The sequence below is a fragment of the Thermopolyspora sp. NPDC052614 genome (assembly GCF_040678635.1).
Taxonomy (GTDB): Bacteria; Actinomycetota; Actinomycetes; order Streptosporangiales; family Streptosporangiaceae; genus Thermopolyspora.
Genome location: NZ_JBFATZ010000007.1, coordinates 350,368 through 376,308, shown reverse-complemented (window position 1 = coordinate 376,308; position 25,941 = coordinate 350,368). Strand labels below are relative to the sequence as shown.

At 72.7% G+C, this 25,941-nt stretch carries 22 protein-coding genes and 1 pseudogene; 14 read left to right on the top strand and 9 right to left on the bottom strand.

Going from position 1 to position 25,941, the window contains the following annotated elements; all coding sequences use genetic code 11:
* Positions 1 to 57: 57 nt before the first annotated feature.
* Together AB0K60_RS18500 and AB0K60_RS18495 are read right to left on the bottom strand one after the other, a co-directional pair.
* A complete protein-coding gene (locus AB0K60_RS18500; protein ID WP_364055773.1) occupies positions 58 to 1,407 on the bottom strand; it encodes a serine hydrolase domain-containing protein in 1,350 nt (449 codons plus the stop codon).
* 153 nt (positions 1,408 to 1,560) lie between these two features.
* Entirely contained in the window at positions 1,561 to 1,728 is a 168-nt protein-coding gene (locus AB0K60_RS18495; protein ID WP_364055770.1) for a hypothetical protein, read from the bottom strand.
* A 57-nt stretch (positions 1,729 to 1,785) separates the two neighbouring features.
* Here AB0K60_RS18495 and argG point away from each other — a divergent pair, with 57 nt between their 5' ends.
* The gene (gene argG, locus AB0K60_RS18490) at positions 1,786 to 3,237 is read left to right on the top strand and encodes an argininosuccinate synthase (protein ID WP_364055767.1); all 1,452 of its coding nucleotides are present in this window, start codon (positions 1,786 to 1,788) and stop codon (positions 3,235 to 3,237) included.
* A 175-nt stretch (positions 3,238 to 3,412) separates the two neighbouring features.
* Complete coding sequence (locus AB0K60_RS18485) at positions 3,413 to 3,541, top strand: hypothetical protein (RefSeq protein WP_364055764.1); 129 nt, start codon at positions 3,413 to 3,415, stop codon at positions 3,539 to 3,541.
* A 375-nt stretch (positions 3,542 to 3,916) separates the two neighbouring features.
* On the opposite strand, the gene AB0K60_RS18480 is transcribed toward AB0K60_RS18485, so the two are convergent.
* Positions 3,917 to 4,849 (bottom strand): YafY family protein, encoded by a 933-nt coding sequence (locus AB0K60_RS18480; protein WP_364055761.1) that lies wholly within the window; start codon positions 4,847 to 4,849, stop codon positions 3,917 to 3,919.
* A gap of 91 nt (positions 4,850 to 4,940) precedes the next feature.
* On the opposite strand from AB0K60_RS18480, the gene AB0K60_RS18475 reads away from it, so the two are divergent.
* Positions 4,941 to 5,348 (top strand): VOC family protein, encoded by a 408-nt coding sequence (locus AB0K60_RS18475; RefSeq protein ID WP_364055758.1) that lies wholly within the window; start codon positions 4,941 to 4,943, stop codon positions 5,346 to 5,348.
* 170 nt (positions 5,349 to 5,518) lie between these two features.
* On the opposite strand, the gene AB0K60_RS18470 is transcribed toward AB0K60_RS18475, so the two are convergent.
* Positions 5,519 to 7,090: a hypothetical protein gene (locus AB0K60_RS18470; RefSeq protein WP_364055755.1), complete on the bottom strand. Its 1,572-nt coding sequence runs from the start codon at positions 7,088 to 7,090 to the stop codon at positions 5,519 to 5,521.
* A gap of 808 nt (positions 7,091 to 7,898) precedes the next feature.
* Between AB0K60_RS18470 and AB0K60_RS18465 the strand changes: the two genes are divergently transcribed.
* From AB0K60_RS18465 to AB0K60_RS18455, 3 genes are all read left to right on the top strand, one after another.
* Entirely contained in the window at positions 7,899 to 10,160 is a 2,262-nt protein-coding gene (locus AB0K60_RS18465) for an ATP-dependent RecD-like DNA helicase (protein WP_364055752.1), read from the top strand.
* Between the two features lie 382 nt (positions 10,161 to 10,542).
* On the top strand, positions 10,543 to 11,751 hold the full coding sequence (locus tag AB0K60_RS18460) for an Ig-like domain-containing protein (RefSeq protein WP_364055749.1): 1,209 nt from the start codon (positions 10,543 to 10,545) through the stop codon (positions 11,749 to 11,751).
* Between the two features lie 329 nt (positions 11,752 to 12,080).
* Positions 12,081 to 12,917, top strand: coding sequence for a MerR family transcriptional regulator (locus tag AB0K60_RS18455; protein ID WP_364055746.1), 837 nt, complete (start codon positions 12,081 to 12,083; stop codon positions 12,915 to 12,917).
* Between the two features lie 53 nt (positions 12,918 to 12,970).
* On the opposite strand, the gene AB0K60_RS18450 is transcribed toward AB0K60_RS18455, so the two are convergent.
* On the bottom strand, positions 12,971 to 13,984 hold the full coding sequence (locus AB0K60_RS18450; RefSeq protein WP_364055743.1) for a radical SAM protein: 1,014 nt from the start codon (positions 13,982 to 13,984) through the stop codon (positions 12,971 to 12,973).
* Positions 13,985 to 14,238: 254 nt separating this feature from the next.
* Between AB0K60_RS18450 and AB0K60_RS18445 the strand changes: the two genes are divergently transcribed.
* The 3 genes from AB0K60_RS18445 (at position 14,239) to AB0K60_RS18435 (ending at position 16,548) form a co-directional block, all read left to right on the top strand.
* Entirely contained in the window at positions 14,239 to 14,835 is a 597-nt protein-coding gene (locus tag AB0K60_RS18445; protein WP_364055740.1) for a GNAT family protein, read from the top strand.
* A gap of 214 nt (positions 14,836 to 15,049) precedes the next feature.
* Positions 15,050 to 16,075, top strand: a complete 1,026-nt coding sequence (locus AB0K60_RS18440; protein ID WP_364055737.1) for an aminotransferase class V-fold PLP-dependent enzyme — start codon at positions 15,050 to 15,052, stop codon at positions 16,073 to 16,075.
* Positions 16,072 to 16,548: a DUF952 domain-containing protein gene (locus AB0K60_RS18435; RefSeq protein ID WP_364055734.1), complete on the top strand. Its 477-nt coding sequence runs from the start codon at positions 16,072 to 16,074 to the stop codon at positions 16,546 to 16,548. Before AB0K60_RS18440 ends, AB0K60_RS18435 begins: the two co-directional genes overlap by 4 nt.
* Positions 16,549 to 17,018: 470 nt before the next feature.
* Here the strand turns inward: AB0K60_RS18435 and AB0K60_RS18430 are convergent, their stop codons facing one another.
* The 3 genes and pseudogenes from AB0K60_RS18430 to AB0K60_RS18420 all read right to left on the bottom strand — a co-directional run.
* On the bottom strand, positions 17,019 to 18,011 hold the full coding sequence (locus AB0K60_RS18430) for a tyrosine-type recombinase/integrase (RefSeq protein ID WP_364055731.1): 993 nt from the start codon (positions 18,009 to 18,011) through the stop codon (positions 17,019 to 17,021).
* Between the two features lie 205 nt (positions 18,012 to 18,216).
* Positions 18,217 to 18,345, bottom strand: a complete 129-nt coding sequence (locus AB0K60_RS18425) for a hypothetical protein (protein ID WP_364055728.1) — start codon at positions 18,343 to 18,345, stop codon at positions 18,217 to 18,219.
* A 191-nt stretch (positions 18,346 to 18,536) separates the two neighbouring features.
* A pseudogene (locus AB0K60_RS18420) lies at positions 18,537 to 18,761 on the bottom strand (HIT domain-containing protein); the annotation flags it as partial.
* A gap of 496 nt (positions 18,762 to 19,257) precedes the next feature.
* Between AB0K60_RS18420 and AB0K60_RS18415 the strand changes: the two are divergent.
* From AB0K60_RS18415 to AB0K60_RS18405, 3 genes are all read left to right on the top strand, one after another.
* Positions 19,258 to 19,857 carry a class I SAM-dependent methyltransferase gene (locus AB0K60_RS18415; RefSeq protein ID WP_364055725.1) on the top strand — a complete coding sequence of 200 codons (600 nt, stop codon included), beginning with the start codon at positions 19,258 to 19,260 and terminating at the stop codon, positions 19,855 to 19,857.
* An 889-nt stretch (positions 19,858 to 20,746) separates the two neighbouring features.
* Positions 20,747 to 21,691: a DUF5753 domain-containing protein gene (locus AB0K60_RS18410; RefSeq protein WP_364055722.1), complete on the top strand. Its 945-nt coding sequence runs from the start codon at positions 20,747 to 20,749 to the stop codon at positions 21,689 to 21,691.
* A 291-nt stretch (positions 21,692 to 21,982) separates the two neighbouring features.
* On the top strand, positions 21,983 to 23,245 hold the full coding sequence (locus tag AB0K60_RS18405; protein ID WP_364055719.1) for a tyrosine-type recombinase/integrase: 1,263 nt from the start codon (positions 21,983 to 21,985) through the stop codon (positions 23,243 to 23,245).
* Positions 23,246 to 23,687: 442 nt separating this feature from the next.
* Here AB0K60_RS18405 and AB0K60_RS18400 read toward each other — a convergent pair whose 3' ends face one another.
* Positions 23,688 to 23,993, bottom strand: a complete 306-nt coding sequence (locus AB0K60_RS18400; RefSeq protein WP_364055716.1) for a helix-turn-helix transcriptional regulator — start codon at positions 23,991 to 23,993, stop codon at positions 23,688 to 23,690.
* 51 nt (positions 23,994 to 24,044) lie between these two features.
* On the opposite strand from AB0K60_RS18400, the gene map reads away from it, so the two are divergent.
* Positions 24,045 to 24,812: a type I methionyl aminopeptidase gene (gene map, locus AB0K60_RS18395; RefSeq protein WP_364055713.1), complete on the top strand. Its 768-nt coding sequence runs from the start codon at positions 24,045 to 24,047 to the stop codon at positions 24,810 to 24,812.
* A 126-nt stretch (positions 24,813 to 24,938) separates the two neighbouring features.
* Entirely contained in the window at positions 24,939 to 25,916 is a 978-nt protein-coding gene (locus tag AB0K60_RS18390; protein WP_364055710.1) for an aldo/keto reductase, read from the top strand.
* The last annotated feature ends 25 nt before the right edge of the window (positions 25,917 to 25,941 follow it).

Below are 25,941 nucleotides of genomic sequence, written 5' to 3'. Positions count from 1 at the left end.
ACCCCCGGCCCCTGACCCCAGACCCCAGACCCCCTGAGCCCTCGGCCCGGCCGCCGCTCAGCGCCACCCGGCCGGGTCGACGCCGCCCGGCACCGGGGCGTCCGGGTCGTACGGCCGGCGGGTGAACACGAACGTGTTGAGGTCCAGATGGCCCGGCGAGCCGTCCGGCAGCCGGTGCACCCGCAGCGTCTCCCCGGCGTAGTAGCCGTCCAGCCCCTGCCAGGTCCCGTCGTCGCACGGCCGGAACCGCGAGGCCCGACCGGTGCCGCCGGCCGGCGACAGCGACAGCCACCCGCCGGGCAGCAGCCGCAGGACGTGCGGCGCCGGGCCCCAGTACCACAGGCCGGTCAGCTCGAGCAGCCGCGGATCGGCCGGGCCGGGCGTCCACTCCTGCGGCAGCCGCGGCTCGTGCTCGGCCATCACGTCCAGCAGGTCGGTCAGCAGCCCGGGCCGCATCCCGGAGGTGGTGTTGGCCACAAACAGCGCGGCGGTCCGGTCGGCGGGGTCGGCCCACACCGCGGCCAGGAAACCCGGCATCGACCCGGTGTGCCCGGCCAGCCTCCTGCCGCCGTGGCGCATCAGCTGCAGGCCCAGGCCGTAGCCGCGGACCCAGGAGTCGCCGTCCTCGACGGCCGCCGGCTCGCGCATCTCGGCCAGGGTGTCCGGGTCGAGCACCCCGGCGGTGTCGCCGCACAGGAACGCCGCCCAGCGCGCCAGGTCGGCCGGGGTCGACCACATCTGCCCGGCCGCCGCCATCCCCCCGGCGTCGTGCTCCGGCTCGGGCAGCAGCACGTCCGCCCACGGGTGCACCGCGTACCCGGTGGCGTGCGGCGGACGCGGCCGGGTCGTGGTGGCCGACATGCCCAGCGGCTGCAGGATCTCCTTGCGCACCGCGTCGGCCCAGTCCATGCCGCGCCGTACCGCGACCAGCTCGCCGAGCAGGCCGAAGCCCAGGTTGGAGTAGTGGTACAGCCGGCCCGGGCGATGCCGGGCCGTCTCCGGCCCGAGCCCGGCGATCAGGTCATCGGCCGGCGCCCCCGGGGTGCGCTCCCACCACGCGCCGGGCGGCTCGGCGGTCAGGCCCGCAGTGTGCGACAGCAACTGGGCGATCGTCACCTGGCCGACCGGGGTGCCGGGCACGTGCTCGCCGATCGGGTCGAGCAGCCGGATCCGGCCCTCGTCGCGCAGGCGCATCACCATCACCGCCACCAGGCTCTTGGTGATGGAGCCCAGCCGGTACTGGGTGTCCTGCGACGGCGGGCGGCCGTCCACGGCTCCGCGCGCGCCGAACCAGACCGTCTCGCCGTCGCGCACCACCGCCGCCGCCAGCGACGGTATCCGCCCCTCGGCCTGCGCCACGGCGACCTTGCGCAGCAGGGCGCGGGCCGTGCCCTCCAATACCGGCATACCGGCTCCTTTCTCTTGCGTCGGTTCCTCTTGCTCCTCTTGCGTCGATGTCCCGCCCCCCGGCGCGGACGTGCCCGCCGTGCGCTCGCGGGGCCGCCGGTCATGGGGGAGCGGGCCAGGGCCGCGATCAGGCAAGCGTACGGCCTGGAGTGTTTACGTCGGCTCCTCTTGCGTCGATGTCCCGGCCCCGGCGCGGACGTGCCCGCCGTATCGCGGCCACACCCCGGCGACGGCGGACGCGATCACCGCCCGGCCCATGGCCACCAGGTGGGGATCGAAGCCGCCGGGTGATCCCCGGTCGCCGCCGGTTGCGTCACACACGCCCAGGTCACAGCCAGACTTGCATGGTCATGCAGTGTTGTGCATATAATCTTGCTCGTGTCCAAGGTCCTCACCTCCCTGCCTGTCGGTGAACGTGTCGGCATCGCCTTCTCCGGCGGCCTCGACACGTCCGTAGCGGTCGCGTGGATGCGCGAGAAGGGCGCGGTGCCCTGCACCTACACCGCCGACGTCGGCCAGTACGACGAGCCCGACATCGCCTCGGTGCCCGGCCGCGCCACCGCCTACGGCGCGCAGGTCGCCCGCCTGGTCGACTGCCGCGCCGCCCTCGTGGAGGAAGGGCTCGCGGCCCTGGCCTGCGGGGCGTTCCACATCCGCTCAGGCGGACGCGCCTACTTCAACACCACCCCGCTCGGCCGCGCCGTCACCGGCACCCTGCTGGTGCGCGCCATGCTCGAGGACGACGTGCAGATCTGGGGCGACGGCTCCACCTTCAAGGGCAACGACATCGAGCGGTTCTACCGCTACGGCCTGCTCGCCAACCCCTCCCTGCGCATCTACAAGCCCTGGCTGGACGCCGACTTCGTGGGCGAGCTCGGCGGGCGCAAGGAGATGTCGGAGTGGCTGGCCGAGCGCGGCCTGCCCTACCGCGACAGCGTGGAGAAGGCCTACTCCACCGACGCCAACATCTGGGGCGCCACCCACGAGGCCAAGGCCCTGGAGCACCTCGACACCGGCGTCGAGATCGTCGAGCCGATCATGGGCGTGCGGTTCTGGGACCCGGAGGTCGACATCGCCCCCGAGGACGTCACCATCGGCTTCGAGCAGGGCCGCCCGGTGACGATCAACGGCAAGGAGTTCGCCACCGCCGTCGACCTGGTGCTGGAGGCCAACGCCATCGGCGGCCGCCACGGCCTGGGCATGTCCGACCAGATCGAGAACCGCATCATCGAGGCCAAGAGCCGCGGCATCTACGAGGCGCCCGGCATGGCCCTGCTGCACGCCGCCTACGAGCGGCTCGTCAACGCCATCCACAACGAGGACACCGTCGCCGCCTACCACAACGAGGGCCGCAAACTGGGCCGCCTGCTGTACGAGGGCCGCTGGCTGGACCCGCAGGCGCTCATGCTGCGCGAGTCGCTGCAGCGCTGGGTCGGCGCCGCGATCACCGGCCAGGTCACCCTGCGGCTGCGCCGCGGCGAGGACTACTCCATCCTCGACACCTCCGGCCCGGCGTTCAGCTACCACCCCGACAAGCTCTCCATGGAGCGCACCGAGGACGCCGCCTTCGGCCCGGTCGACCGCATCGGCCAGCTCACCATGCGCAACCTCGACATCGCCGACTCCCGCGCCAAGCTGGAGCAGTACGCCGCGCTCGGCATGGTCGGCAGCGGCCACCCGCCCCTGATCGGCGCCGCCCAGGCCGCCTCCACCGGCCTCATCGGCGCCATGCCCCAGGGCGGCGCCGAGGCGATCGCCGCCCGCGGCCAGGCCCCCGAGGAGGACGACGAACTCCTCGACCACGCCGCCCTCGAGTCCGGCACCGACTGACAACCCCGGCGTTCTCACGCCACCGCCGCGGGGGGTACGGCGATCCGCGTCCACCGATCGCCGTGCCCTTCAGCGCCCTTCAGCGCCCTTCAGCGCCTCGGGCCGGTGCCTCCGGCCGGCACGTCACAACCAGCCCAAGTCCGCGTACGCCCTCGACGTCGCCTGGCGTACCCACATGCCGCGGAACGCCACGCTGATCCGCAACATCTGCCAGGCGTGCGAGACCCTGCAGAGCATCCCGCGCTACTTCTACGCCCTGTTCGCCATCGACCCCACCAACAACAACTACGCCAATTCCCCCTAAGTCCCCCTGTACGAGGAGGCGGTGCGCCGCTTCGCCCCCTACACGGGCGCCGCTACGGCCCCGGCGTGGCGCTGTCGAACAAGCCCGTCGAGGTGTACGCAATCTTCGGCGGGCGACGCATCAGGCGAGATCGCGCCGCATGGCGACGCGCGGCCACCGGTCCAGGCCCATCCGGTTCGGCGGCTCCCGCCGCGTCCGCCGGGAGGGGAGGCCCTAGGAGGACCCGGCGGACCCCGTCTACGGGGGGATCGCGCTCAACAGCGAGATCGGCAGTTGTACTTCGGCCCACAGGCAGTCAAAGAGCCCTAACGGGCGCCAGGGCCATCCGCCGGTCGATTCCGGACCGCGGGCGGGCGTGGCGTCCATACGGCGCCGTCAGGCCTGCGCGAACCGGGCGGCCAGCTCGTGCAGCAACGCGCGCAGCTCGGGCGGGTCCAGGACGGTGAACGGCACGCCGAGCGTGCCGAGGAACGCCGCCAGATTGCGCAGGGAGTCGCCGCCGGTCTCCAGGACGCCGTCCGCGTGCAGCACCCCGGTGCTCGGCGGCAGGATCTCGGCCAGGCGCTCCGGCGGCGCATGCAGCCGCACCCGGGCCGGATGCCGCCACGCCGCCGACCCGACCCCCCGCAGCACGTGCGTGGCCGCGTCCCCGGGAAGCGGACGCGGCCTGAACCGCGGCCCGTTGGGCGTGCGCGGCCGGATCCGGTCGGCACGGAAGGTGCGCCAGTCGCCGCGCCCGGTGTCCCAGGCCAGCAGATACCAGCGGCGCCCGGTGTACACCAGCCGGTACGGCTCGGCCGCCCGCGCCGAGGCCGCCCCCTCGTGGTCCAGATAGTCGAACCGCAGCACCTCGTGATCGCGCACCGCGGCGGCCACCGCCGACAACGTCCCCGCGTCCACCGTCGGCCCCCGCCCCGCCACCGACACCGTCGCCGCCCGCACCGCCTCGATCCGCCGCCGCAGCCTCCCCGGCAGCATCTGCTGCAGCTTGGCCAGGGCCCGCAGCGACGTCTCCTCGATGCCCGACACCGTGCCCGCCGCCGCCGCGTGCAGGCTCACCGCGACCGCCACCGCCTCCTCGTCGTCCAGCAGCAGCGGCGGCAGCGCCGCACCCGCCCCAAGCCGGTACCCGCCCGCCGGGCCGGTGACCGAGTCGACCTGATACCCCAGGGCGCGCAACCGCTCGACGTCGTTGCGCACCGTCCTGGCCGTCACCTCCAGCCGCGCGGCCAGTTCGCGCCCCGGCCAGAAGGGGCGCGACTGCAAAAGCGCCAGCAACCGCAGCAGCCGGGCCGAAGTCTCCAGCATGACCCCCAGCCTGCCGCACAACCACCCGCATCGAGGAACCGCACGTTCCGCAATGCCTCCTACGGTGGACGGCAAACGAAAGGAGCAGCACATGTTGCGAGGACCGGCCACCGTCAACATCTGGGCCGACGACATCGAGGCCGCCCGCGCCTGGTACGCCGAACTGCTGGACGCCGAGCCGTACTTCGAACGACCCGGCGGCGGACTGCCCGCCGCCTACTACGAGTTCCGCATCGGCGACCACCAGACCGAACTCGGCATCATCGACCGCCGCCACGCCCCGCCCACCGCCGCCGGCACCCCCGGCGGCGCCATCCTGCACTGGCACGTCGACGACGTCCACGCCGCCCTGGAACGGCTGCTGGCGATGGGCGCCACGCCGTACCAGCCGCTCACCGAATACGGCGAGGGGTTCGTCACCGCCTCGGTGGTCGACCCGTTCGGCAACGTGCTCGGCGTCATGTACAACCGGCACTACCTGGAGATGCTCCCGCGCTGATGCACTTCGCCGACGCCTCGGCGTGGGAGCCCTGGCTCGCGGCCCACCACCGGGACGCGGGCGCGGCCTGACTGAGTGGCGGGGGCACGAGCGGGCCGCCGATGCCTGTCACCGGCGCGGCCCCGGCCGGCTCGGGGCCGGTCGGGGCCGCGCCTTCCAGCGGGACGCCCCTACAGCGGGATGAGGTCGGGGCCGACGATGTGCCCGGCCCCGGCGTGGGCGGCCGGGTTCTGCTCGTCGTGCAGGAAGTGACCCGCGTACCAGACCACCAGATTGACGCCGTCGATGTTCTCGCCGTTGACGAACGGGTCGATGCGGATGCGCGTCTCCGACGCCGGCCCCTCGACGATGTCGACGCCGTCGGCCAGCTCCCGCGAGTGGTAGCGCAGGAACCACGCGTCGGCCACCCCGAAGGCGTCCGCGCTGCCGTCGTGGTGCCCGGGCACGATCCGGTACCCGGCGCCGGTGTTCTTGTCCCGCACCCGCCACTCGCGCACCCCCGGCCCGCGCTTGCGGGAGGTCTCGCGCACGATCCTCGTCCAGCCGCCGGCGCCCAGCTGCTCGACCACGTCCGAGGACGCCCCGGCGATGTCGAAGTCGAGCCGCCAGTACGCGTGATGGCGGTGCCGCATGCAGGTACGCGGATTGCGGGTGCCCGCGAAACCGAACCGGGGCTTGATCACACCGTCGTCGGCCAGCCGCCAGTCCGAGACGTACCGGTACCAGCCCGCCTCCAGCTCCGACACGATGCGCAGCTCCTGCCCGTCGTGGTACAGCGCCACCCCCTGGAAGTTCCCCTTGTCGTCCCCGGCCTCCAGGATCGTCTTCGGCGGCGCGTCGCACAGCCGCCACCCCTCGCCGACCGGGTCCCGCCCGTTCGCGCGGAACACGGTCTCGGAGTTCTGCCAGTCCCGGAACGACAGCCCGTCCTCGTACAGCACGTTGAGGATCGGCACGTGCGCCTGGCGCAGTACCAGCCGCCCCCGGTAGCGCACCTCGCGCAGCTCCACGCCCGAGCCCTTGCCGTTGGACCGCGGCGTGGAGTCGCGGGGCCGCACCACCACCAGGTTCCACAGCTCGTCCAGCCCGGCCTGCACCACCCGGACCCGCACGGCGGCCGGCCCGCCCCGGTCCTCCAGCGCGTCGATGCCGATCGGCAGCCGGCTCTCGCAGTCGTTGTCGCTGGCCGGATGCACGCCCGGCGGCTCCCAGTCCACCTGCCGCGCGGCGACGTCGACGGCGGCGAACCGGTGCGTGGGGCGACCGGAGGGGTTGTACACGCCCAGCACCGGGCGGCGCACCCGGGTGCCGTCGGGCAGCTCCCGGTCGGCCAGCGGCGGCATCGGCCGGTAGATCACCACGTCGTCGCCGGCCGGGAAACCCGGGTCGGCCCGCAGGATCTCGGCGGCGGCGCGCAGCTCGGCGGGCGAGGGGAGGGGCCGCAGCGTGCTCGGCACCACCTCGGCGTCGCCGGGCGCGTCCAGCCGGCCGCGCAGCTCGACGGCGAGGTTGGCGGCCGGGTCGAACACCGTGGCCCGGAACGGCGAGTCGGCCGCGGGCTCATGGCCGAGCACCTCGGCGGCTCCGACCACCAGACGCCCGGCGTCCAGCGCCCCGGGGTCCCCGTCCCCGGTCAGGTGGGCTGCGACCGCCGGATTGGCCGCGGCGACCTGCCGCAGCCGCTCGGCGGATGCGCCGGGCAACTCCACCGGCTCGATGATGACTTCCACGTCCTGCGACATCCGGCCTCCTGCTTGTCGGCGGAGGGGCGGGTCACTGTTCCCCCGTCACCCGTGAACGATCAGGTTCTATCGGAAATACGCCTGCGCGGCCGCCGGTTCCCGCGAACTCCACCCCACAGTTCGCATCGGCCCGCACCCGCCGTACCGACGGCGTCCGATAAGAGGGCATTTACGCGAGCCACCGGGCGACCTCTCGTCGTCGGAGGCGGGCATGCGGTCCGCACCGATGCGACGGGGCGCCTGCGCCACGAGGTTCCCCACAGGGAGAGGGAAGCGGACAACCGTTCGCCGAAATCGCGGGCGTGGCCGGCGACGGCCGGGCCAGCAGCGGATCGGGCGCCTCGGAGAGGAAGACCAAGGCGAGCATCACGGCGGCGTCGAGGCGGCAGGCCGGCATCGCCGGGCCGTCGTACGGAGGAAACGGCCCCATGCCGGCGTAACCGGCGCGCAACCCCATGCGCGGCGCGTGTGGGCGACACCACGATCACCTCATGATCACCTCGGGACACCTCGCGGGTGGCCGCTGCGCCTGCTCCGCCGCGCCGATCGGCGCCCGATCGCGCCGAAGACGGACGCGCGGCCGAACCGCGTCCAGCGTGAACGGCGCCGCCACGCCCCTGGTGCCGGGCGGGTCCCGCACACCGGTGAGGCCCGGACCGTCGGTCCGATGCGGCACAATGCGGGACGTGGGTGAGCGCAGCGAGCGAACCGGTGGACGCGACCGCTCGGCCACCGGGCGTCCCGCGCCGCCGCGCCCAGGGCCGGGCGGCGGCTCCGGGCGGGCCGGTGGGCACGTGACGAGGCGGCGGTGACGGCGGCCGAGCGCGGTCACGGGGTCGAGCTCCGGGCCGTGCTTGAACGGGTCACGTACGCGAATGAGGAGACCGGCTACACGATCGCGCGCGTGGCCACCGAACGCAGCGGCACCGAGCTGCTCACCGTCGTCGGCCCGCTGCTGGGCGCACAGGTGGGGGAGAGCCTGCGCCTGACCGGCCGGTGGACCTCCCACCCCCGCTACGGCCGCCAGTTCGAGGTCTGGTCCTACGCCACCGTGCTGCCGGCCACCATCCAGGGCATCCAGCGCTACCTCGGCTCGGGCCTGATCAAGGGCATCGGCCCCAAGATGGCCGAGCGCATCGTCGCCCACTTCGGCACCGACACCCTCGAGGTCATCGAGAACACCCCCGAACGCCTCGTCGAGGTCCCCGGACTCGGCCCCAAACGCACCAAGATGATCGCCGTCGCCTGGGAGGAACAGAAGATCATCAAAGAGGTGATGGTCTTCCTCCAGGGAGTCGGCGTCTCCACCTCCATCGCCGTGCGCATCTTCAAGCAGTACGGCGAGGCCTCCATCTCGGTCGTCCGCACCCAGCCCTACCGCCTGGCCGAGGACGTGTGGGGCATCGGCTTCAAGACCGCCGACACCATCGCCCAGGCCGTCGGCATCCCGCACGACAGCCCCGAGCGCGTCAAGGCCGGCCTGCGCCACACCCTCTCCCAGGCCGCCGACGACGGCCACTGCTTCCTGCCCGCCCCCAACCTCGTCGCCGACGCCGTCAAGATCCTGCAGGTGCCCTCCGACCTGGTCGCCGCCTGCCTGCGCGAGATGGCCGACCAGGGCAACGTCCCCGGCGGCGACCCCGGGGTCGTCTGCGAGGACATCCCCGCGCCCGCCGCCGCCACGCCCGGCCCCGACGACGGCGAGGCCAGGATCCCCGCCGTCTACCTGACCCCCTTCCACCGCGCCGAGGTCGCCCTGGCCGGCTCCCTGCGCGGCCTGCTCGCCACCGGCCGCGACCGCCTGGCCGCCTTCGCCGACGTCGACTGGGACGCCGCCCTGGCCTGGGTCGCCGGCAAGACCGGCGCGCAGCTCGCCCCCGAGCAGGCCCAGGCCGTACGGCTGGCGCTCACCGGCAAGGTCGCCGTCCTCACCGGCGGCCCCGGCTGCGGCAAGAGCTTCACCGTCCGCTCCATCGTCACCCTCGCCCGCGCCAAGAAGGCCAAGGTCATCCTCGCCGCCCCCACCGGCCGCGCCGCCAAGCGCCTGGCCGAGCTCACCGGCCACGAGGCCACCACCGTGCACCGCCTGCTGCAGCTGCGCCCCGGCGGCGAGGCCACCTACGACCGCGACAACCCCCTCGACGCCGACCTGGTCGTCGTCGACGAGGCCTCCATGCTCGACCTGCTGCTGGCCAACAAGCTCGTCAAGGCGATCGCCCCCGGCACCCACCTGCTGTTCGTCGGCGACGTCGACCAGCTTCCCTCCGTCGGCGCCGGCGAGGTCCTGCGCGACCTGCTCGCCGCCCCCGACATCCCCCGCGTACGGCTGACGCAGATCTTCCGCCAGGCCCAGCAGTCCGGCGTCGTCGTCAACGCCCACCGCGTCAACACCGGCCTGGCCCCGCACACCACCGGCTACCCCGACTTCTTCCTGTTCCCCTGCGAGGAACCCGAGAGGATCGCCGAACTCGCCGTGGACGTGGCCGCCCGCCGCATCCCGCGCCGCTTCGGCCTCGACCCCCGCCGCGACGTGCAGGTCCTGGCCCCCATGCACCGCGGCGCCGCCGGGGCCGCCGCCCTCAACATCGCGCTGCAGGAGGCCCTCACCCCCGCCCGCGAGGGCATGCCCGAACGCCGCTACGGCGGGCGCGTCTTCCGCGTCGGCGACAAGGTCACCCAGCTGCGCAACAACTACGACAAGGGCGCCAACGGGGTGTTCAACGGCACCGTCGGCGTCGTCACCGCCATCAACCCCGACGACCACAGCCTCACCGTCCTGACCGACGAGGACGAGAGCGTCGACTACTCCTTCGACGAGCTCGACGAGCTCGCCCACGCCTACGCCGTCAGCATCCACCGCTCCCAGGGCAGCGAGTACCCGGCCGTGGTCATCCCGCTGGCCACCAGCGCGTGGATGATGCTGCAGCGCAACCTGCTCTACACCGCCATCACCCGCGCCAAGCGCCTGGTGGTGATCGTCGGCTCCCGCCGCGCCCTGGCGCACGCCGTACGCACGCGGGGCGCGGGCCGCCGCCACACCGGCCTCACCCACCGCCTGCGCATGGACTGACGGCCCTCCGTGCCCCCTGTGCCCCCCAGTGCCCCCCAGTGCCCCTATGTGCACTGCCGTGCCCGCCGGGGTGCGGCTTACGGCGGGTACGGGGGAGGGGCCGGAGCACCCGGGCCATGGTCACCCAGAGTGACCGACGAATGGAATCGCCCTCTCCGTCGATTTAGGTCTAGATAGGAACAAAACGGTCATAACGCCGACCGGCGGGACCGTGAAATCTCAGCAGGTCAGGGCCTTGCTCGCCGCCTCACCGATCGTTGACACACGCCCTGACCGGGCAAAAGGTACTAAACCGTGACCTGAACCGGACTAAATACGTACGGTTGGATCGTTACGCGTATTAGTGTTTCGTGAGCTGTACATCTTGGTCGGGAGAAGAGTCGTGTCGTCCGTTTCCCTCCGTCGAAGGACGCCGATAGCGGCGATCGCCACCGCCATGGCCCTGCTGCTGACCGCCTCCTGCTCCGGCGGCGGGTCCACCACCGGAGCAGGGTCCACGGAAGCGGGCGGCCAGGAACAGCCCAAGGCCGCCCCGCCCACCATCAAGATCGCCCCGGCCAAGGGCACCACCAAGGTCCGCCCCGACAAGACCGTCGTCGTGGCAGCCTCCGGCGGCGAACTGGAAAGCGTGACCGTCAGCGCCCGCGGCAAGACCGTCGAAGGCGACTTCGACACCGCCCGATCCCGCTGGCGCTCCAAGGAGCCCCTGCGCCCCGGCACCACCTACACCGTCCAGGCCAAGGCCACCGGGCAGGGCGGCCCCGCCCAGGTCACCAGCACCTTCACCACGCTCAAGCCCAAGAGCACCCTCGCCATCGCCGACGTCACCCCCGCGATCAAGGGCGAGACCCTCGGCGTCGGCGCCCCCATCATCGTGACCTTCAACCAGCCCGTCCAGGACAAGGCCGCCGTCGAGCGGGCCCTGAAGGTCGAGGCGGAAAAGCCCGTCCCCGGCGCCTGGCGCTGGATCAGCGACAACCAGGTCATCTACCGCACCGCCAAGTTCTGGCCCGCCCACCAGAAGGTCACCTTCACCGCCCGCCTCACCGGCGTCCACTCCGGCCCCGGCACCTGGGGCGCCACGGACCGCACCACCACCCTCAAGATCGGCGCCGCCTGGATCAGCACCGTCAACGTCAAGACCCACACCATGATCGTCCGCAAGGACGGCAAGATCGTCCAGCGCATGCCCATCAGCGCCGGCAAGGCCACCACCCGCGAATACACCACCACCAACGGCACCCACCTCACCATGGAACGCGGCAGCCCGGTCGTCATGACCTCACCCGGCCGCAAGAAGGGCGACCCCGGCTACTACCGCGAGGTCGTCGAGCACGCCGTCCGCATCTCCAACAGCGGCGAATACGTCCACAGCGCACCCTGGTCGGTCGGCTCCCAAGGCCGCGCCAACGTCAGCCACGGCTGCATCAACGCCAGCCCCAGCCAGGCCAAGTGGTTCTACGACAACTTCCACCGCGGCGACGTCGTCAACATCACCGGCACCGACCGCGAACTGGAATGGAACAACGGCTGGGGCTTCTGGCAGCTGTCCTTCAAGCAGTGGAAGAAAGGCAGCGCCCTGACCACCTGACGCCCCGGAGGCGCACCGCCGCGGCGAACCCCACCCGAGCCCCACCCGAGCCCCGCGCGGCGACGCCCCACACCCCACCACGACGGCATGAGCGGCGGGCCGGAGCGCCACCACCTCCGCCCCGCCGGGCCGGAAACGCATCCGTCCGCCGGTCACAGACCGGCGGACACCGGCCGCGATGCCCGCACACGTTCACCGGGCGGCCGCCACCCGCGCCACCCCGGCCCCTACGACCCTGCGCCGCTGTCACAAGACACCGCGCACGCCCTCTAGGCTGTTGTCCCCGTGAACCACCACCCATCCCCGCGAACCCGCCACGGGGCACCCCGTTGAGCCGCGCCGCAACCCACCTGCGGCCCGTCGACCTGGCCCGCATGGCGGGCATCTCCACCCAGCAGGTCCGCAACTACCTCGACGACGGCATCCTGCCCCCCGCACCCCGCAGCCCCGCCGGATACCGCCGCTTCGACACACGGCACGCCCAGGCCCTGCTCACCTACCGGGCCCTCGCCGCCGGATACGGATGGGACGCCGCCCGCGCCATCATGCGGGCCGTACACGACGACGACCTGCCCGCCGCGCTCGCCCTCGTCGACGCCGGTCACGCCGCCCTCCACGAGCAACGCCTCTCCTTGAACGCCACCGGCCAAGCCCTGCACGCCGTCGCCCGCCAAACCCCCGAAACCGCCCCCACAACCGCCCCCACAACCACCCTCGAAACCACCCTCGAAACCACCCCCGAAACCACCACGGACGCCACCGGCACCACCACGCCCCCGCGCGGCGGCATGCGCATCGGCGAACTCGCCGCCCACCTCGGCGTACGCACCTCGGCCCTGCGCGTCTGGGAGGCCGCCGGCCTCCTCACCCCCCGCCGCGAACCCCACACCGGCTACCGCAGATACGGCCCCGCCGAAATCCGCGACGCACAAATGATCAACATGCTCCGCCGCGGACGCTACCTGTTCCCCCAGATCCAGACCATCCTGGACGGCCTGCGCCGCACCGGCAGCAGCCAGGCACTCCAGCAGGCCATCGCCCAGCGCCACACCGAACTCAACCGCCGCGCCGCCACCATGCTCGAAGCCGCCGCCCGCCTGCACCACTACATCGAGTCGGCGCATCCCGGCGACGGCGATCACGGGAAACGATCGGCGGCCGAGTAACACCCGCGCCGGACCGCACCCGAAACGCCGGCGAGCACCGGAACGCCCGGGCCTCACCCGCCCTCGAACAGGGCCAGCTGACGAGCGGGAGAGCGACTCGGCCGCCACCCGCGAGCCGAACGACCCACCCCGTACAGGGCGCAAAGCGCGGCGACCTCGGCCACAATGCGCTCCCGATACGCCGCGGCGGCCAGCGGGCCCGACCCGTACAGCTCGGCATAGCGGGGGAGCAGACCCGGATGCTCGGCCGACAACCACCGCAGATACCACTCACGCGCCCCCGGCGGCAGCGCCAGCACCACCGGCGTCACCTCCACCGCCCCCGCCTCGGCCGCCCGCCGCACCGCCGCGCGCAACTGATCGGTCGAATCGGTCAGGCACGGCAGCACCGGCGCCAGCAGCACCCCGCACGGCACCCCCGCCTCGTTCAGCGCCGCGCACACCTCCAGCCGCTTCTGCGGCGAGACCGCCCCCGGCTCCACCATCCGCCGCAACCGGTCGTCGACGAACCCCACCGACACCATCACCCGCGCCTCGGCGTACCGGCCCGCCTCCCGCAGCTGCTCCGCGTCCCGCAGCACCAGCGGACTCTTGGTCAGCACCGTGAACGCGTTGCCCGCGTCCCGCAGCGCCGCCACCACCGACGGCATCAGCCGGTAGACCTCCTCGGCCTCCTGGTAACAGTCACCGCCGACCCCCACCGCCACCGGCTCGCCCGCCCACGACGGCCTGGCCAGCTCCGCGCGCAGCCGCCGCGCCGCGTTCGTCCTGGCCACGATCGCCGTGCCGTACCCCGGGCCCTCGTCCAGCCCCAGTCGGCGATGCCCCCGCCTCCCCGGGCAGTACAGGCACGCCGAGGCACAGCCCCGGTAGGGGCTCACCCCCCAGCGGTAGGGCAGCCCGGTGCCCTGCGGCACCGCCTCGATGATCGAGCGGGCCTGAACCTCGTAGAACGTGGTCGCGCCCCGGGACCGCCGTACGGCATGGCGTTCGATCCGCGGCCGGGAGGGGAAGACGTCGACGAGCGAAGGTGTGTCCCACCGCATGCGGATCAGTAGAACACGCATTCGACGCGGCTGCCAAGTGTTCCCACCGTGCCCGCCCCTGCGCGATCCGGACGCCGGGCGGCCCGGCGCACGGCCGACCGGCCATCGCATCGTACGACGATCACCACCCGGCGGGGGAGCGGCGCACCCGGCCCGCACCCACGCCCGGCATCGGACACCGGCATCGGACGGCCACCACCCCCGGCCGTCCCCCGGCCGTCACGCCAACAGCGGAAACCCACGGCACCGCAACGAAACGAACCTACGCTGAACCAGTGCTCAAACCCGACTACCCACTCCGCACCGAACGGCTGACCCTGCGCCCCTTCACCCCGGACGACCTGCACGAACTACACGCCTTCCACTCCCTGCCCGAAGTCGCCCGCTACCTCTACTGGGACGCCCGCGACCTCGACCAGGTACGCGAGGCCCTCGGCGACAAAATCCTCCGATCGGCCCTCTACGACGAGGGCCAGGTCCTCTGCCTGGCCGCCGAACTCACCCACAACGGCGCCCTCATCGGCGACCTCAGCCTCTTCTGGCACAGCGCCCGGCACCGCCAAGGCGAGATCGGCTACGTCTTCAACCCCGCCTACCACGGCCAGGGCCTCGCCACCGAAGCCGCCCGCGAACTGCTGCGCCTCGCCTTCGACGAACTCGGCCTGCACCGCGTCACCGCCCGCTGCGACGCCCGCAACACCCCCTCCTACCGCCTCATGGAACGCCTCGGCATGCGCCGCGAGGCCCACCTGATCGAAAACGAACTCTTCAAAGGCGAATGGTCGGACGAGTACGTCTACGCCATACTCGACCGCGAATGGCGGCACACGCCCCCGCAAGGCGCCGCAACGCGAGACAACCGCGGCCGCTGACACGGCACCACGTCACCCCACCCGGGCCGGTCAACCCCGAGCCGGCGACGCCGCCGACCGCCGACCCGGGCATCCGCCCCGGCGCCGCGCGCTCCGCCTCGCCCCGGCCAAGGGCCGCCGGTCACCCGGCCGCCACCACCGCCACTGAGCCTCAGGGCGGCCACCCCCACCAACAGGACAAACCTCCACGATGCGTGAAAGCTAGGCTAACCGCATGAATCTGGCCGAAGCCCTCCATCTGTGGGAACCGGAGCCCGGCTGGCTCAACACCGCCAGCTACGGCCTACCCCCCGCACCCGCCGCCGACGCCCTCCACCACGCCATCGACCAGTGGCGGCACGGCCGTACCGGCTGGAAGACCTGGGACGCCGCCACCCACCGCGCCCGCACCGCCTTCGCCCACCTCGTCGGCGCCGACCCCGCCGACATCGCCATCGGCTCCACCGTCTCCCAGATGCTCTCGACCGCCGCCGCCTCCCTCCCGCCCGGCAGCCGCGTCCTCACCCCCGACATCGAGTTCACCTCCAACGTCTACCCCTGGCAGGTCGCCGCCCGCGTCGACACCGCCCCACCCGAGCGCCTCGCCGACGCCATCGGCCCCCACACCGACGTGGTCGCCTTCAGCATCGTCCAATCCGCCACCGGCCACATCGCCCCCGTCGACGACATCATCACCGCCGCACGCGACCACGACGCCCTCATCGTCGCCGACGCCAGCCAGGCCTGCGGCTGGCTCCCCGTCGACGCCACCCGCTTCGACATCCTCGTCTGCGCCGCCTACAAATGGCTGATGTGCCCCCGAGGCACCGCCTTCGCCTACCTCGCCCCCCACATCCGCCCCCGCCTGCGCCCCTACGCCGCGGGCTGGTACGCCGGCGCCGACCCCGACGCCTCCTACTACGGCCTGCCCATGCACCTGGCCGACGACGCCCGCGCCTTCGACGTGTCCCCGGCCTGGTTCAGCTACGTCGGCGCCGCCCCCGCACTCGAACTCCTCGGCCGCATCGGCGTCGAACAGATCCACCGCCACGACGTCGCCCTCGCCGACCGCCTCCTCGCCGGGCTCGGCCTGCCGCCCCAGGGCAGCGCCATCGTCGCCGTCGAAACACCCCAAGCGGAACGACGGCTCACCGAAGCCGGCATCCGCGCCGCCGCCCGAGGCGGGAAGACCCGCCTGTCCTTCCACCTCTACACCACCGAAGCCGACGTCGACCGAGCCGTGAAAGCCCTCACCGCATGACCGAACCCGCCCGCCCCCGTACGCAGCCCTTCCCCGCGACACCCCCCGGCACCGACCCTGGCGCCGACCCCGGGGCCCCGTCCGGGACACCCGCCGCCCAAGCCCTCCCCGAGACCCCGGGCCGAACCGGCGGCGACCGGACCTCGCGCACCATCCTCCACCTGGCCCTCGCCACCGACTGGCACAAAGCCCTCGCCCACGGCGAATACCGCGTCTCCACCATCGGCCGCACCCTCGACCAGGAAGGCTTCATCCACGCCTCGGCCGACACCGCCCAACTCCACGGCGTCGCCGCACGCTACTACGCCGACATCGCCGAGCCGCTGCTCGTCCTCACCATCGACACCGGCCTGCTGCCCGCCCCCGTACGCCTCGAGGTCCCCGACGGCGCCGCCGAGGCGTTCCCGCACATCTACGGGCCGATCCCCATCACCGCCGTGATCCGCACAGACCCCTACCGCCGCCCCGCCTGACCCGCCCGCCACAGGCGCCGGCTCTGGCCGTCCGGCGTGTCCGGTTCGGGGTGTGATCGTGCCGGCACCGTCGCCGGTGTCCCAGCGACCCCGGCCACGCCGTGCTCGGGCACCCGTCCCGCACAGCCCGCGCGATGTGCGGATCGCCGTCAGCCATCGACCCCACCGCCAGCCCTCGGCCCGCGGCGGGTCGGTGAGGACGACCCCGGCCCCCAGCACCACCAGAGAGGCCGCCGACACCGGCAACCCCACTCCGGCCGCCCGGTCCCCGGCCCCCGGACCGGCTCCACCGCGTGATACAGCGGCGTCACCGCGACCGTCACCTCCACCACCGGCCGCACGGGGGAGAAGGTCCCCGGGAAAAAGAACAGCGCCGTATGCGCCACGCCCGGCAGATCGAAATCCCGCCGGCCCCGCATCGGCAGCGGGGGAGAGGCGCGGGCGGCACGAGCCGCCAGGCCGGGCCGCCCCTACGGCAGGCGGTCGAGCACGCCGTACACCGGATTCGCCCGCGCCGCCCGCCGTACCTCGCGAGCCGTGGACGCCACGTAGTTCTGGCCCGTGACGATGGAGGAGTGGCCCAGCAGCTCCATCAGCTCGTGTGCGCTCGCGCCGCGCTCGGCCAGCCGGGTGGCGAACTCGTGCCGCAGCGCGTGCACCAGCGTGCCCTTCTGCACACGGTCGTTGATCCCCGCGTACCGGTAACACTGCCGCACCAGATACTGAAGGCCACCGCGCCGCAACGGACGGTTACGGGTGTCGACGAGCAGCGCCGCGGTGCGGGGGAGCGCGGCCAGGCCGAAGCGCCGCATCCTGCTGTCCAGGTAGGCGTCGATCAGGCGCTCCAGTCCCGGCTCGATCGGCAGCGAGCGGGTCTTGCCGCCCTTGCCCACCACCTGCACGCGCTGGTCGCCGGGGGAGCCGCCGATCGACCCCAGGGTCAGGCCCAGCAGCTCGGCCGAGCGCATCCCGGTCACCAGCGCCAGCGCCAGCACCACCAGGTCCCGCTCCACCCACGGATCCCTGGCCTCGCGGGCGCCCGCCGCGATCCGCTCCAGCAGCGTCGCCGACGCCGTGCCGTCGCCGAGCAGCGGCTTGGGCGCCTTCGCGGGCTGGCGGGGCCGGGGGACCGCCGCCATCGGGTTGCCCTCCAGCAGGCCCTCGGCCACGCAGAACGTCAGGAAGCGGTTCCAGGCGCTCCACGCCCGGTTCACGCTCGCCGCCGACCGCGGGCCGGAGAACCGCGCGAACGCCGCACGCATCAGGCGGCCGCCGAGCGCACGCACCTCGAGGTCCGCCACGGCGACACCGGCCTCGCCGGCCGCCAGCGCCGCCACCGCGCGAAGATCACGCTCATAGCCGGCGATCGTGTGCGGCGACATCTTCCTGGCCCGCAGCGACAGCAGGAACTCGTCCGCCGCCTCCGGCACCCGCGCCTGCGCCGGCGGCTCCGGAGCCGTCATCGCGCCGCTCCGCGCGGAGGAGGGGCCACCCATGTTTGATGCATAATAAAGATTATGCATCAAACATGGCGGGAGGGGCCGGAGGGAAGGGGTCTCGGCGCGTCGCGCGGCCTCCCGCACGTACGCACGCCCCCCGTTGTGCATGCCCCCGTATGCATGCCCCGGCGTACACATGCCCGTCGTCCCGCGCCGACGGCGGGGCGCGTCATGGTCCGGCGGTCGTCGGCCCCGGGATTTCCGCCGGTTCGGTCGGCGTGGCCTCCATGGCCAGGAAGGCATGGCCGAGCAGCACCAGCGACACCTGCTGGGGCGCGACGCGCCGGGTGTGGGGCATCGCCGTGGCCGCGGTGGCGTACTCACGCCGGGCCTTGTCCAGGTCGCCCTCCCAGCGGGCGATCTCGCCGCGGACGTGGTGCAGCCGACCTCGTCACGCACCTTCTCGTAGAGCCGTTCGGCCTCCTCCAAGTGGGCCAGTCGCTGTCTCCGCGCCGGACGCAGGCCGTCGCCACGCCGGCGCGGGATCGCGTGGGTGCGGAAGACCTCCTGCCCGGCGGCCTCTCCGGTGGAATGCACGACGTTCAGGCCCTCAGGAGCAAGGGTCGCCCTCGGCGAGACGGCGACCCGACGCGCCATCCCGGCGACGTGCCCGTGCGCGGCCCCGGACATCGCCCGCAGGTCCCGGGCATGCTCACGCGGGACGACCGGCGTGTGACCGGAGACGTCCGCGCGGCGTCGAGAAACGCCGCACAGTGTTCATCCGGAAGCACCAGGTGACGTGTAGGCGGTCGGCGACAACGGCGCAGAACGTGCACTCTCCCACGCATCCGGTGATCGCACCGGCCGTCCGGGAGCGCCCGGGCTCGGCCTGCCGGCGCATGCGCGACCGTTCCGGTGGCGTATTGTCCTTTGATGGGGCCAAAGAGTCTTATACCAGACAGAAGCTGAATTCTGTCTGGTATAAGGCTGTGCGGTGGCATCTGTCCTGTAACGCTCATGCGAATAAGGCGTACGCGCAGCCCTCCACCGAATCCGGGCCAAACCCGAACGCCGCGAGAACCGGGGAAACGGGCCTCGCCGATTCGCCGGCGGCCCGTCACCCCTTGGGAGGAAGGCGACACCGCCGGCCGGGACCGCCTTCCCCGACCCACTCTCCTGCAGGGCCATACAGACTGCGGACAATGTCGCAAAAAGTCGCAAAAGCGCGAAAGCTCCACCCCGGCAGGGGCATACCCGCCAGGATGATCACATGACCGCGACGAACGGCAGGCGGTGGAACCACAACATCCACTACCACCCCCGCATCCTGGGCGCGATCCCCGACGGCACCCGCCGCGCCCTGGACGTCGGCTGCGGCGAGGGCACGCTCGCCCGTGCACTCCGCCGCGCCGTGCCGCACGTCACCGGCATCGACCTCGACACCGCCGGCATCGACCTGGCACGCGGGTACGCGGACGACGTCGACTACATCCTCGGCGACTTCCTCACCCACACGTTCGAGCCCGCCTCGTTCGACGTCATCACGTCCGTCGCCACCCCGCATCACATGGACGCCGCCGCAGGGCTGACACGCATGCGCGAACTGCTGCGCCCCGGCGGGATGCCGGCCATCGTCGGCCTGGCCCGCAGCACGATCCGCGACCTGCCGCTCGACGTCGCGGGGGTCATCGCCAACGCGCTCCATCGCGCCGTAAAAGGGCACTGGGAGCATCCCTCTCCCATCGTGTGGCCTCCCCCGGTGACGTACGCGCAGACGCGGGCGCCGGCCGCCGAGACGCTGCCCGGCTCACGGTTCCGCCGCCACCTTCTGATGCGTTACAGCATCGTCTGGACCAAGCCGCAGAGCTGAAGGGGCCGGTCCGGCAGACCCGTCGGCGGGCGGGTAAACGCCCCCGAGCGGCGTTTACCACGGGAAGACGCGTAAACGCCGGGGAGAGTGGATTTCCTTACACCCATTGCGGCGATCTCACTCTCGCAGGAGATATTTCGGACGGCCGGGATACCCGCCTCTCATGCGCCCCAATCGCCCGCAATGTTTCGCCGCCGATGCGGCGGAAAGCGCATCAGGGCTGGTCAGTCGACCTCTCTCCCCCGCAATGTACGGCCGCGCCACGGCTTGGCGCGTACGGATGCGAGGAGGGGATCCTTTTGTGGCCTACCAAGCTGATTTCCGCGCAAGCGTCTATCGTGTCAGAGTAATCGCGATAGCAATCTCTGGCGCGGCCGCAGGCAACTGTTCTCCGCACCCGGATCCGACCGGATCCGGCTTCCCCCTCCCAGATGTGGTGGCATCCCCGCCTGCGGCGCGTGTCATCCGGCAGGCCGACTCCTGGTGGGAGATACACGCCGTGGGACAGGACCCGCTCACCCCCGCGCAGGAGGCATGCTCCGGCATGCGCCGCGTCGCGCCTCGCAGGCGTCCTCGGTCATCTGCCGATCGGCGGCGCGGGCCGGCAGATGACCGGGTTCTGTGAACGCTTCCCGGGGGCTCGGCCCGCACCACCGCCTGATCCCGGAACCGGGTGGGCCCGCGACGATGCGGTGGAGGCTTCGCGGCCGGGTGCTCGCCGTGTGGACCGCGGACCTCCGCGGGGACCGCTACGGGGGCCTCGGGGGCGCGGCCGTGAGCGGTGAACGACCGGTGGTCGGCGTGGGGTCGTCGCCGGACACATGCGCGTGGTGAAGCGATGAGGAGGGGATGAGGGGACATGGCCCGGGACCAGGACGATGATGACCATATGCAGGGGCCCGATGCCGCGGGCACGGGCGGGGGCACGACCGGCTGTGCCACCGACCGTGCGACGCCGACACCGGCCGCAGGCCAGGCCGTACGGGCGACCGGGCCGACCATGCCCCGGTTGCTGGTGGGCGCCAGGCTGCGGCGGCTGCGTGAGGCCAGGGGCATCGGCCAGGGCGAGGCGGCCGCGGCCATCCAGGCATCCCTTGCCAAGATCAGGAGGATGGAGCTGGGCCGCTCGGGATTCAAGCTCCGTGACCTGCGCGATCTGCTCACCTTGTACGGCCTGACGAGCGAGGCCGAGCGGGCCACGCTGATGGCGCTGGCTCGGCAGGCGAACGTCCCGGGCTGGTGGCAGCCGTACGCGGATGTGATTCCCTCATGGTTCGCGCCGTATCTGGGCTTGGAGCAGGCGGCGGAGGTGATCCGGGCCTACGAGGCGCAGCTGGTGCCGGGGCTGCTGCAGACGGCGGCGTACGCCAGGGCGGTGATCGCGCTGGGGCATCCGCACGCGCTGCCGTCCGAGATCGACCGGCGGCTGGAACTGCGGCTGCGGCGGCAGAGCGTGCTGAGGCCGCCGCAGCCGGTGCGGTTGTGGGTGGTGATCGACGAGGCGGCGTTGCGGCGTCCGATGGGCGGCCGGGGGACCATGCGCGAGCAATTGCGCCATTTGCTGACGATGAGCGAGTTGTCCAACGTCACCGTGCAGGTGATGCCGTTCGAGCGTGGCGCTCACGTCGCGGAGGGCGGCAGCGTGTGCCTGCTGCGCCTGCCCGGCGGGCTGCTCCCCGACGTGGTCTACATCGAACACCTCACCAGCGCCGCCTATCCGGCGAAACCGGCCGAGGTCGAGCGCTATCAGCAGGTGATGGACAGGCTGGTGGTGGCCGCCGCTCCGGTCGACCGTACCGAGGAGATCGTTCACCGGATCCTCGCCGAGATGTAGGCCGGGATGTAGGCCGGGGTGTGGCCGGAGCGTCGCCGCTCCCCCGTTGTCGTGCACGGCCCCGCAGGGCGGCCCTCCACGGCGGCACCGCACGTGTGCGGGTGGCGTCCCGCATCCGTCCGCCGGGGCGCTCGCCCGGCGGCGTGGGCGGGTGCGGGACGCCGGCGCGGCGTCGATCCCGACGACATCCAGGTGTTGTGCCCCGGCCGCGAGCTGGTCCCACAGCCGTCCCGTGAGGCGAGGGGGCCGGGGCGGCGAAAGTGTCGGAGTGGCGCTGTAGCGTTGGGGATCATGCGTCCCGCGGAGTTGCAGCGCCTCACCGTGCAGGAGGCCGTTGATCGTTACGTGGAGTTGGTCAGGGCCAGGACGGTCACGGGAGGCCTGTCCCCCGCGACCGCCCAGGTGTACGTGCGCGACGTGCACACGTTCGCGCGGCTGGCGGGCGGCGAGCGCATTCTCGACGATCTGACGGGTGAGGACGTGGACGCGGTGCTGCTGGCGTTCGCCCGTCAGCCGGACGGCAGGCGGGCCGAGCCGGTGCCCGGGGTGCAGAGTGCCTCGTCGCAGGCGCGGTTTCGCCGGTCGGTGTCGGCGTTGTTCAAGCACGCGGTGCTGACGGGATGGGTGCAGATCAACCCGATGACGGCGGCCACCGTGACCGCGAAGGAACGCGGCGGCCTGCGGGCCGAGCGGCGCGCGTTGACCCGCGAGCAGGCGCGGGGGCTGATCGGGGCGGCCAAGGCGCTGGCAAAAGATCACCTGGGCGATCGCGCGGGTGATCGTTCGCGTGGTGCCGCCGCCGATGCCGGCGTATCCGGGGCCGGGCGGGATACGCGTCCCGCCGTCCGCGCAGGCGACGCGGGACCTGACGCCGGACCCACAGGTGGGGGCGAGTCCGAGGTTCCCGGGCCGAGGGCCGCGAGTGAGGGGGTGGGCGATCGGCGTGCCGCTCCCCCACCGGCCTCCGCGACCGGCTCCCCGCCGGGGCGGCGCAAGCGCCGTGACCAGCGCGTGGAGGTCCGCGACGCCTTGATCGTGCTGTTGCTGACGACCCTTGGGCCGAGGGTGTCGGAGCTGGTGCGGGCGAACGTGGAGGACTTCTACGTCAACGACGGGGTGCGCTACTGGCGGATCTTCGGCAAGGGAGGCCGTACTCGGGATGTCCCTCTCCCCCACGACGTGGCGCGGGTGCTGGACGCCTACCTCGAGGGGGCGCGTCCGCCCAGCGAGGAGAAGGCGTTGCTGCTGTCGTGGCGGGGCAGGCGGCTGGCGCGCGGGGACGTGCAGGCGGTCATCGACCGGGTGCAGCGCGGGGTGGACGCCGCGCGGCGGCGTTCGGTGACGCCGCACGGGCTGCGTCACACGACGGCGACGCATCTGCTCGCCGACGCCGTGGACATGGACGCGGTACGGCGGGTGCTGGGCCACAGCGACCTGTCGACGCTGGGCCGCTACCGGGATGAGCTGCCGGGTGAGCTGGAGGTGGCGATGCGTTCCCATCCCCTGCTCAAGGGCGGTGACGGCTCGGCCGACGCGCAGGATCGCGCGGGTTGAGGGCGGCCATTCGAGGAGCTCTCATGCGCTAGGCGTGTGCTTTTGGGTCGTTGATATTTGTTTGGTGTCGGAATGGTTTGATCATCCACCTCGACACCTTTACAAAGTAGACCAAATCGGACATTAAGCGCCTTGTTCCTGTCACCGGCGAATGTCGCCCCGCAGGCTCCGTGACGGACCGGGTCCTCTGCCGAGAGCCTGCCGCAGGCCGCGCTGACCCTTCCCAGGTGGTACTCACTGTCGGGTGCGCCGTCCCTCGCACCGCTCCCCCACCTCGGCCGCTCCCCCACCGACCCGTCACGTACGCCCAGCGCGACGAATCGGCCCTCAACGAAGCCGGATCCCCACGGTGCGCCACTGCAGCGCACCGTGACCTCGCCTCCCCTCGGGCGAGCCGACCACGCGCCCGGCAGACCCTCCCGCAGACGAGCGGCCCAGGCGATCAGGAGACGTTGGACAGCGGCGGAGGCGGGTCGGCGCTGAGGCGCGGCAGCGGTTCGGCGGCCGGGCGGGAGCAGGCGGAGACCAGGGCGTCCAGGGAAATGCCGAGAGCGTCGGCGAGCGCCGCGACCGTGAACAGGGCGGGGGTCGGGATGCGCCCGGCCTCGATCTTGCGCAGGGTCTCGGCCGACAAACCTGCGGCGGCGGCGACCTGGGCCATGCTGCGCTCGCCGCGGGCCTGGCGCAGCAGCAGGCCGAGGCGTTCGCCGCGCTCGCGTTCGAGGCTCGTCAGCGGAGGTCGCACCATATCCGTGATAGTAATACCGTTATAAGTATTGGGCAACGGAGGGGGCCGACGATGGTGGAGCTGAAGACCGACGCGGAGATCGAGGCGATGCGCGAGGCCGGCCGGGTGGTGGCCAAGGCGCTGGAGGCGGTGCGCGCGCACGCCGAGGTGGGGGTGTCGCTGCGCGAGCTCGACGCGATCGCCGCCGACGTGATCCGCGACCACGGGGCCAAGCCCGCCTTCCTGCACTACAAGCCCGCGTTCGCGCCGACGCCGTACCCCGCGGTGATCTGCGCCTCGGTGAACGACGTGATCGTGCACGGCATCCCGGGCAAGTACCGGCTGCGTGACGGCGACCTGGTGAGCATCGACTGCGGCGCGGTCCTGCACGGCTGGACCGGGGACTCGGCGATCAGCTTCACCGTCGGCACCCCCCGCCCGGCCGACGTCGAGCTGATCGAGACGACGCGGCGCGCCCTGGAGGCGGGCATCGCCGCGGCCGTGGTGGGCGGCAGGCTGGGCGACATCGGGCACGCGATCTCCACCATCGGCCGAGGGGCCGGGTACGGGCTGGTGACCGACTTCGGCGGCCACGGCATCGGCCGCAGGATGCACGAGGACCCCAGCGTGCCCAACGAGGCGCGCCCCGGCCGGGGCATGCCGCTGCGGCACGGCCTGGTCCTGGCCATCGAGCCGATGTTCATGGCCGGCGGCCGCGACCGCTACCGCACGGCCCGGGACGGCTGGTCGCTGCACACCATCGACGGCAGCCGCGCCGCCCACGTCGAGCACACCGTCGCGATCACCGACGACGGCCCGCGCATCCTGACCGCCCTGTGACCCTCGCCCGGCCGGTGAGCCCAGCGCCGTGGACCCGTGCCAATCGTTGAACGACGGCCGCCGGCCCCGGAACGGACGGCACGGCGCGTGGCGCACGCCCTCCGGCCGCTCCCCTACGATTCGACCATGGAACGGCGAACGCTGGGCAGGACCGGCAGGCAGGTGGGCGTCGTCGGGCTGGGCGCGTGGCAGCTCGGCGCCGACTGGGGCGAGGTGGACGAGGGCGAGGCCCGCAGGACGCTGGAGGCGGCCGTCGAGTCGGGGGTGAACTTCATCGACACCGCCGACGTGTACGGGGACGGCCGCAGCGAGCGGCTGGTCGGCGCGCTGCTGAAGGACCATCCCGGTCTGACGGTGGCCACCAAGATGGGGCGGCGGGTGCCGCAGGAGCCTTCGGCGTACACGCTGGAGAACTTCCTGGCCTGGAACGACCGGTCGCGCGCCAACCTGGGCCTGGACACCATCGACCTGGTGCAGCTGCACTGCCCGCCCACCCCGGTCTACTCCTCCGACGCGGTGTTCGACGCGCTCGACACGCTGGTGGCCAAGGGCAGGATCGCCGCGTACGGCGTGAGCGTGGAGACGTGCGCGGAGGCGCTGACGGCGATCGCGCGCCCGGGCGTGGCGACCGTGCAGATCATCCTGAACGCCTTCCGGCTCAAGCCGCTGGAGGAGGTGCTGCCGGCCGCGCGGGAGGCCGGGGTGGGGATCATCGCGCGGGTGCCGCTCGCCAGCGGCCTGCTGTCGGGCCGGTACGGCCGCGACACCGTGTTCGCCGCGGACGACCACCGCACCTTCAACCGGCGGGGCGAGGCGTTCGACGTGGGCGAGACGTTCTCGGGCGTGGACTACGAGACCGGCCTGGAGGCGGTGCGGCGGCTGGCGCCGCTGGTGCCCGAAGGGGCGACGATGGCGCAGTTCGCGCTGCGCTGGATCCTGGATCAGCCGGGCGTCAGCGTGGTGATCCCGGGGGCGCGCAACCCGGGGCAGGCGTCGGGGAACGCGGCCGCGGCGGGGCTGGACCCGCTGCAGGAGGAAGTTCACGAGCGGGTGCGGGCGGTCTACGACGAGCTGATCCGGCCGCAGGTGCATCACCGCTGGTAGCAGGTTCGCGTACGGCCGGAGACGG

Coding starts and splice junctions, on each gene's coding strand:
- AB0K60_RS18405 (WP_364055719.1), top strand. CDS start 21,983: ATGCGTCCCGCGGAGTTGCAGCGCCTCACCGTGCAGGAGGCCGTTGAT.
- AB0K60_RS18440 (WP_364055737.1), top strand. CDS start 15,050: ATGAATCTGGCCGAAGCCCTCCATCTGTGGGAACCGGAGCCCGGCTGG.
- AB0K60_RS18415 (WP_364055725.1), top strand. CDS start 19,258: ATGACCGCGACGAACGGCAGGCGGTGGAACCACAACATCCACTACCAC.
- AB0K60_RS18500 (WP_364055773.1), bottom strand. CDS start 1,407: ATGCCGGTATTGGAGGGCACGGCCCGCGCCCTGCTGCGCAAGGTCGCC.
- AB0K60_RS18400 (WP_364055716.1), bottom strand. CDS start 23,993: ATGGTGCGACCTCCGCTGACGAGCCTCGAACGCGAGCGCGGCGAACGC.
- AB0K60_RS18475 (WP_364055758.1), top strand. CDS start 4,941: ATGTTGCGAGGACCGGCCACCGTCAACATCTGGGCCGACGACATCGAG.
- AB0K60_RS18435 (WP_364055734.1), top strand. CDS start 16,072: ATGACCGAACCCGCCCGCCCCCGTACGCAGCCCTTCCCCGCGACACCC.
- AB0K60_RS18470 (WP_364055755.1), bottom strand. CDS start 7,090: ATGTCGCAGGACGTGGAAGTCATCATCGAGCCGGTGGAGTTGCCCGGC.
- map (WP_364055713.1), top strand. CDS start 24,045: ATGGTGGAGCTGAAGACCGACGCGGAGATCGAGGCGATGCGCGAGGCC.
- AB0K60_RS18430 (WP_364055731.1), bottom strand. CDS start 18,011: ATGACGGCTCCGGAGCCGCCGGCGCAGGCGCGGGTGCCGGAGGCGGCG.
- AB0K60_RS18390 (WP_364055710.1), top strand. CDS start 24,939: ATGGAACGGCGAACGCTGGGCAGGACCGGCAGGCAGGTGGGCGTCGTC.
- AB0K60_RS18425 (WP_364055728.1), bottom strand. CDS start 18,345: ATGCCCCACACCCGGCGCGTCGCGCCCCAGCAGGTGTCGCTGGTGCTG.
- AB0K60_RS18450 (WP_364055743.1), bottom strand. CDS start 13,984: ATGCGTGTTCTACTGATCCGCATGCGGTGGGACACACCTTCGCTCGTC.
- AB0K60_RS18410 (WP_364055722.1), top strand. CDS start 20,747: ATGCAGGGGCCCGATGCCGCGGGCACGGGCGGGGGCACGACCGGCTGT.
- AB0K60_RS18485 (WP_364055764.1), top strand. CDS start 3,413: ATGCCGCGGAACGCCACGCTGATCCGCAACATCTGCCAGGCGTGCGAG.
- AB0K60_RS18480 (WP_364055761.1), bottom strand. CDS start 4,849: ATGCTGGAGACTTCGGCCCGGCTGCTGCGGTTGCTGGCGCTTTTGCAG.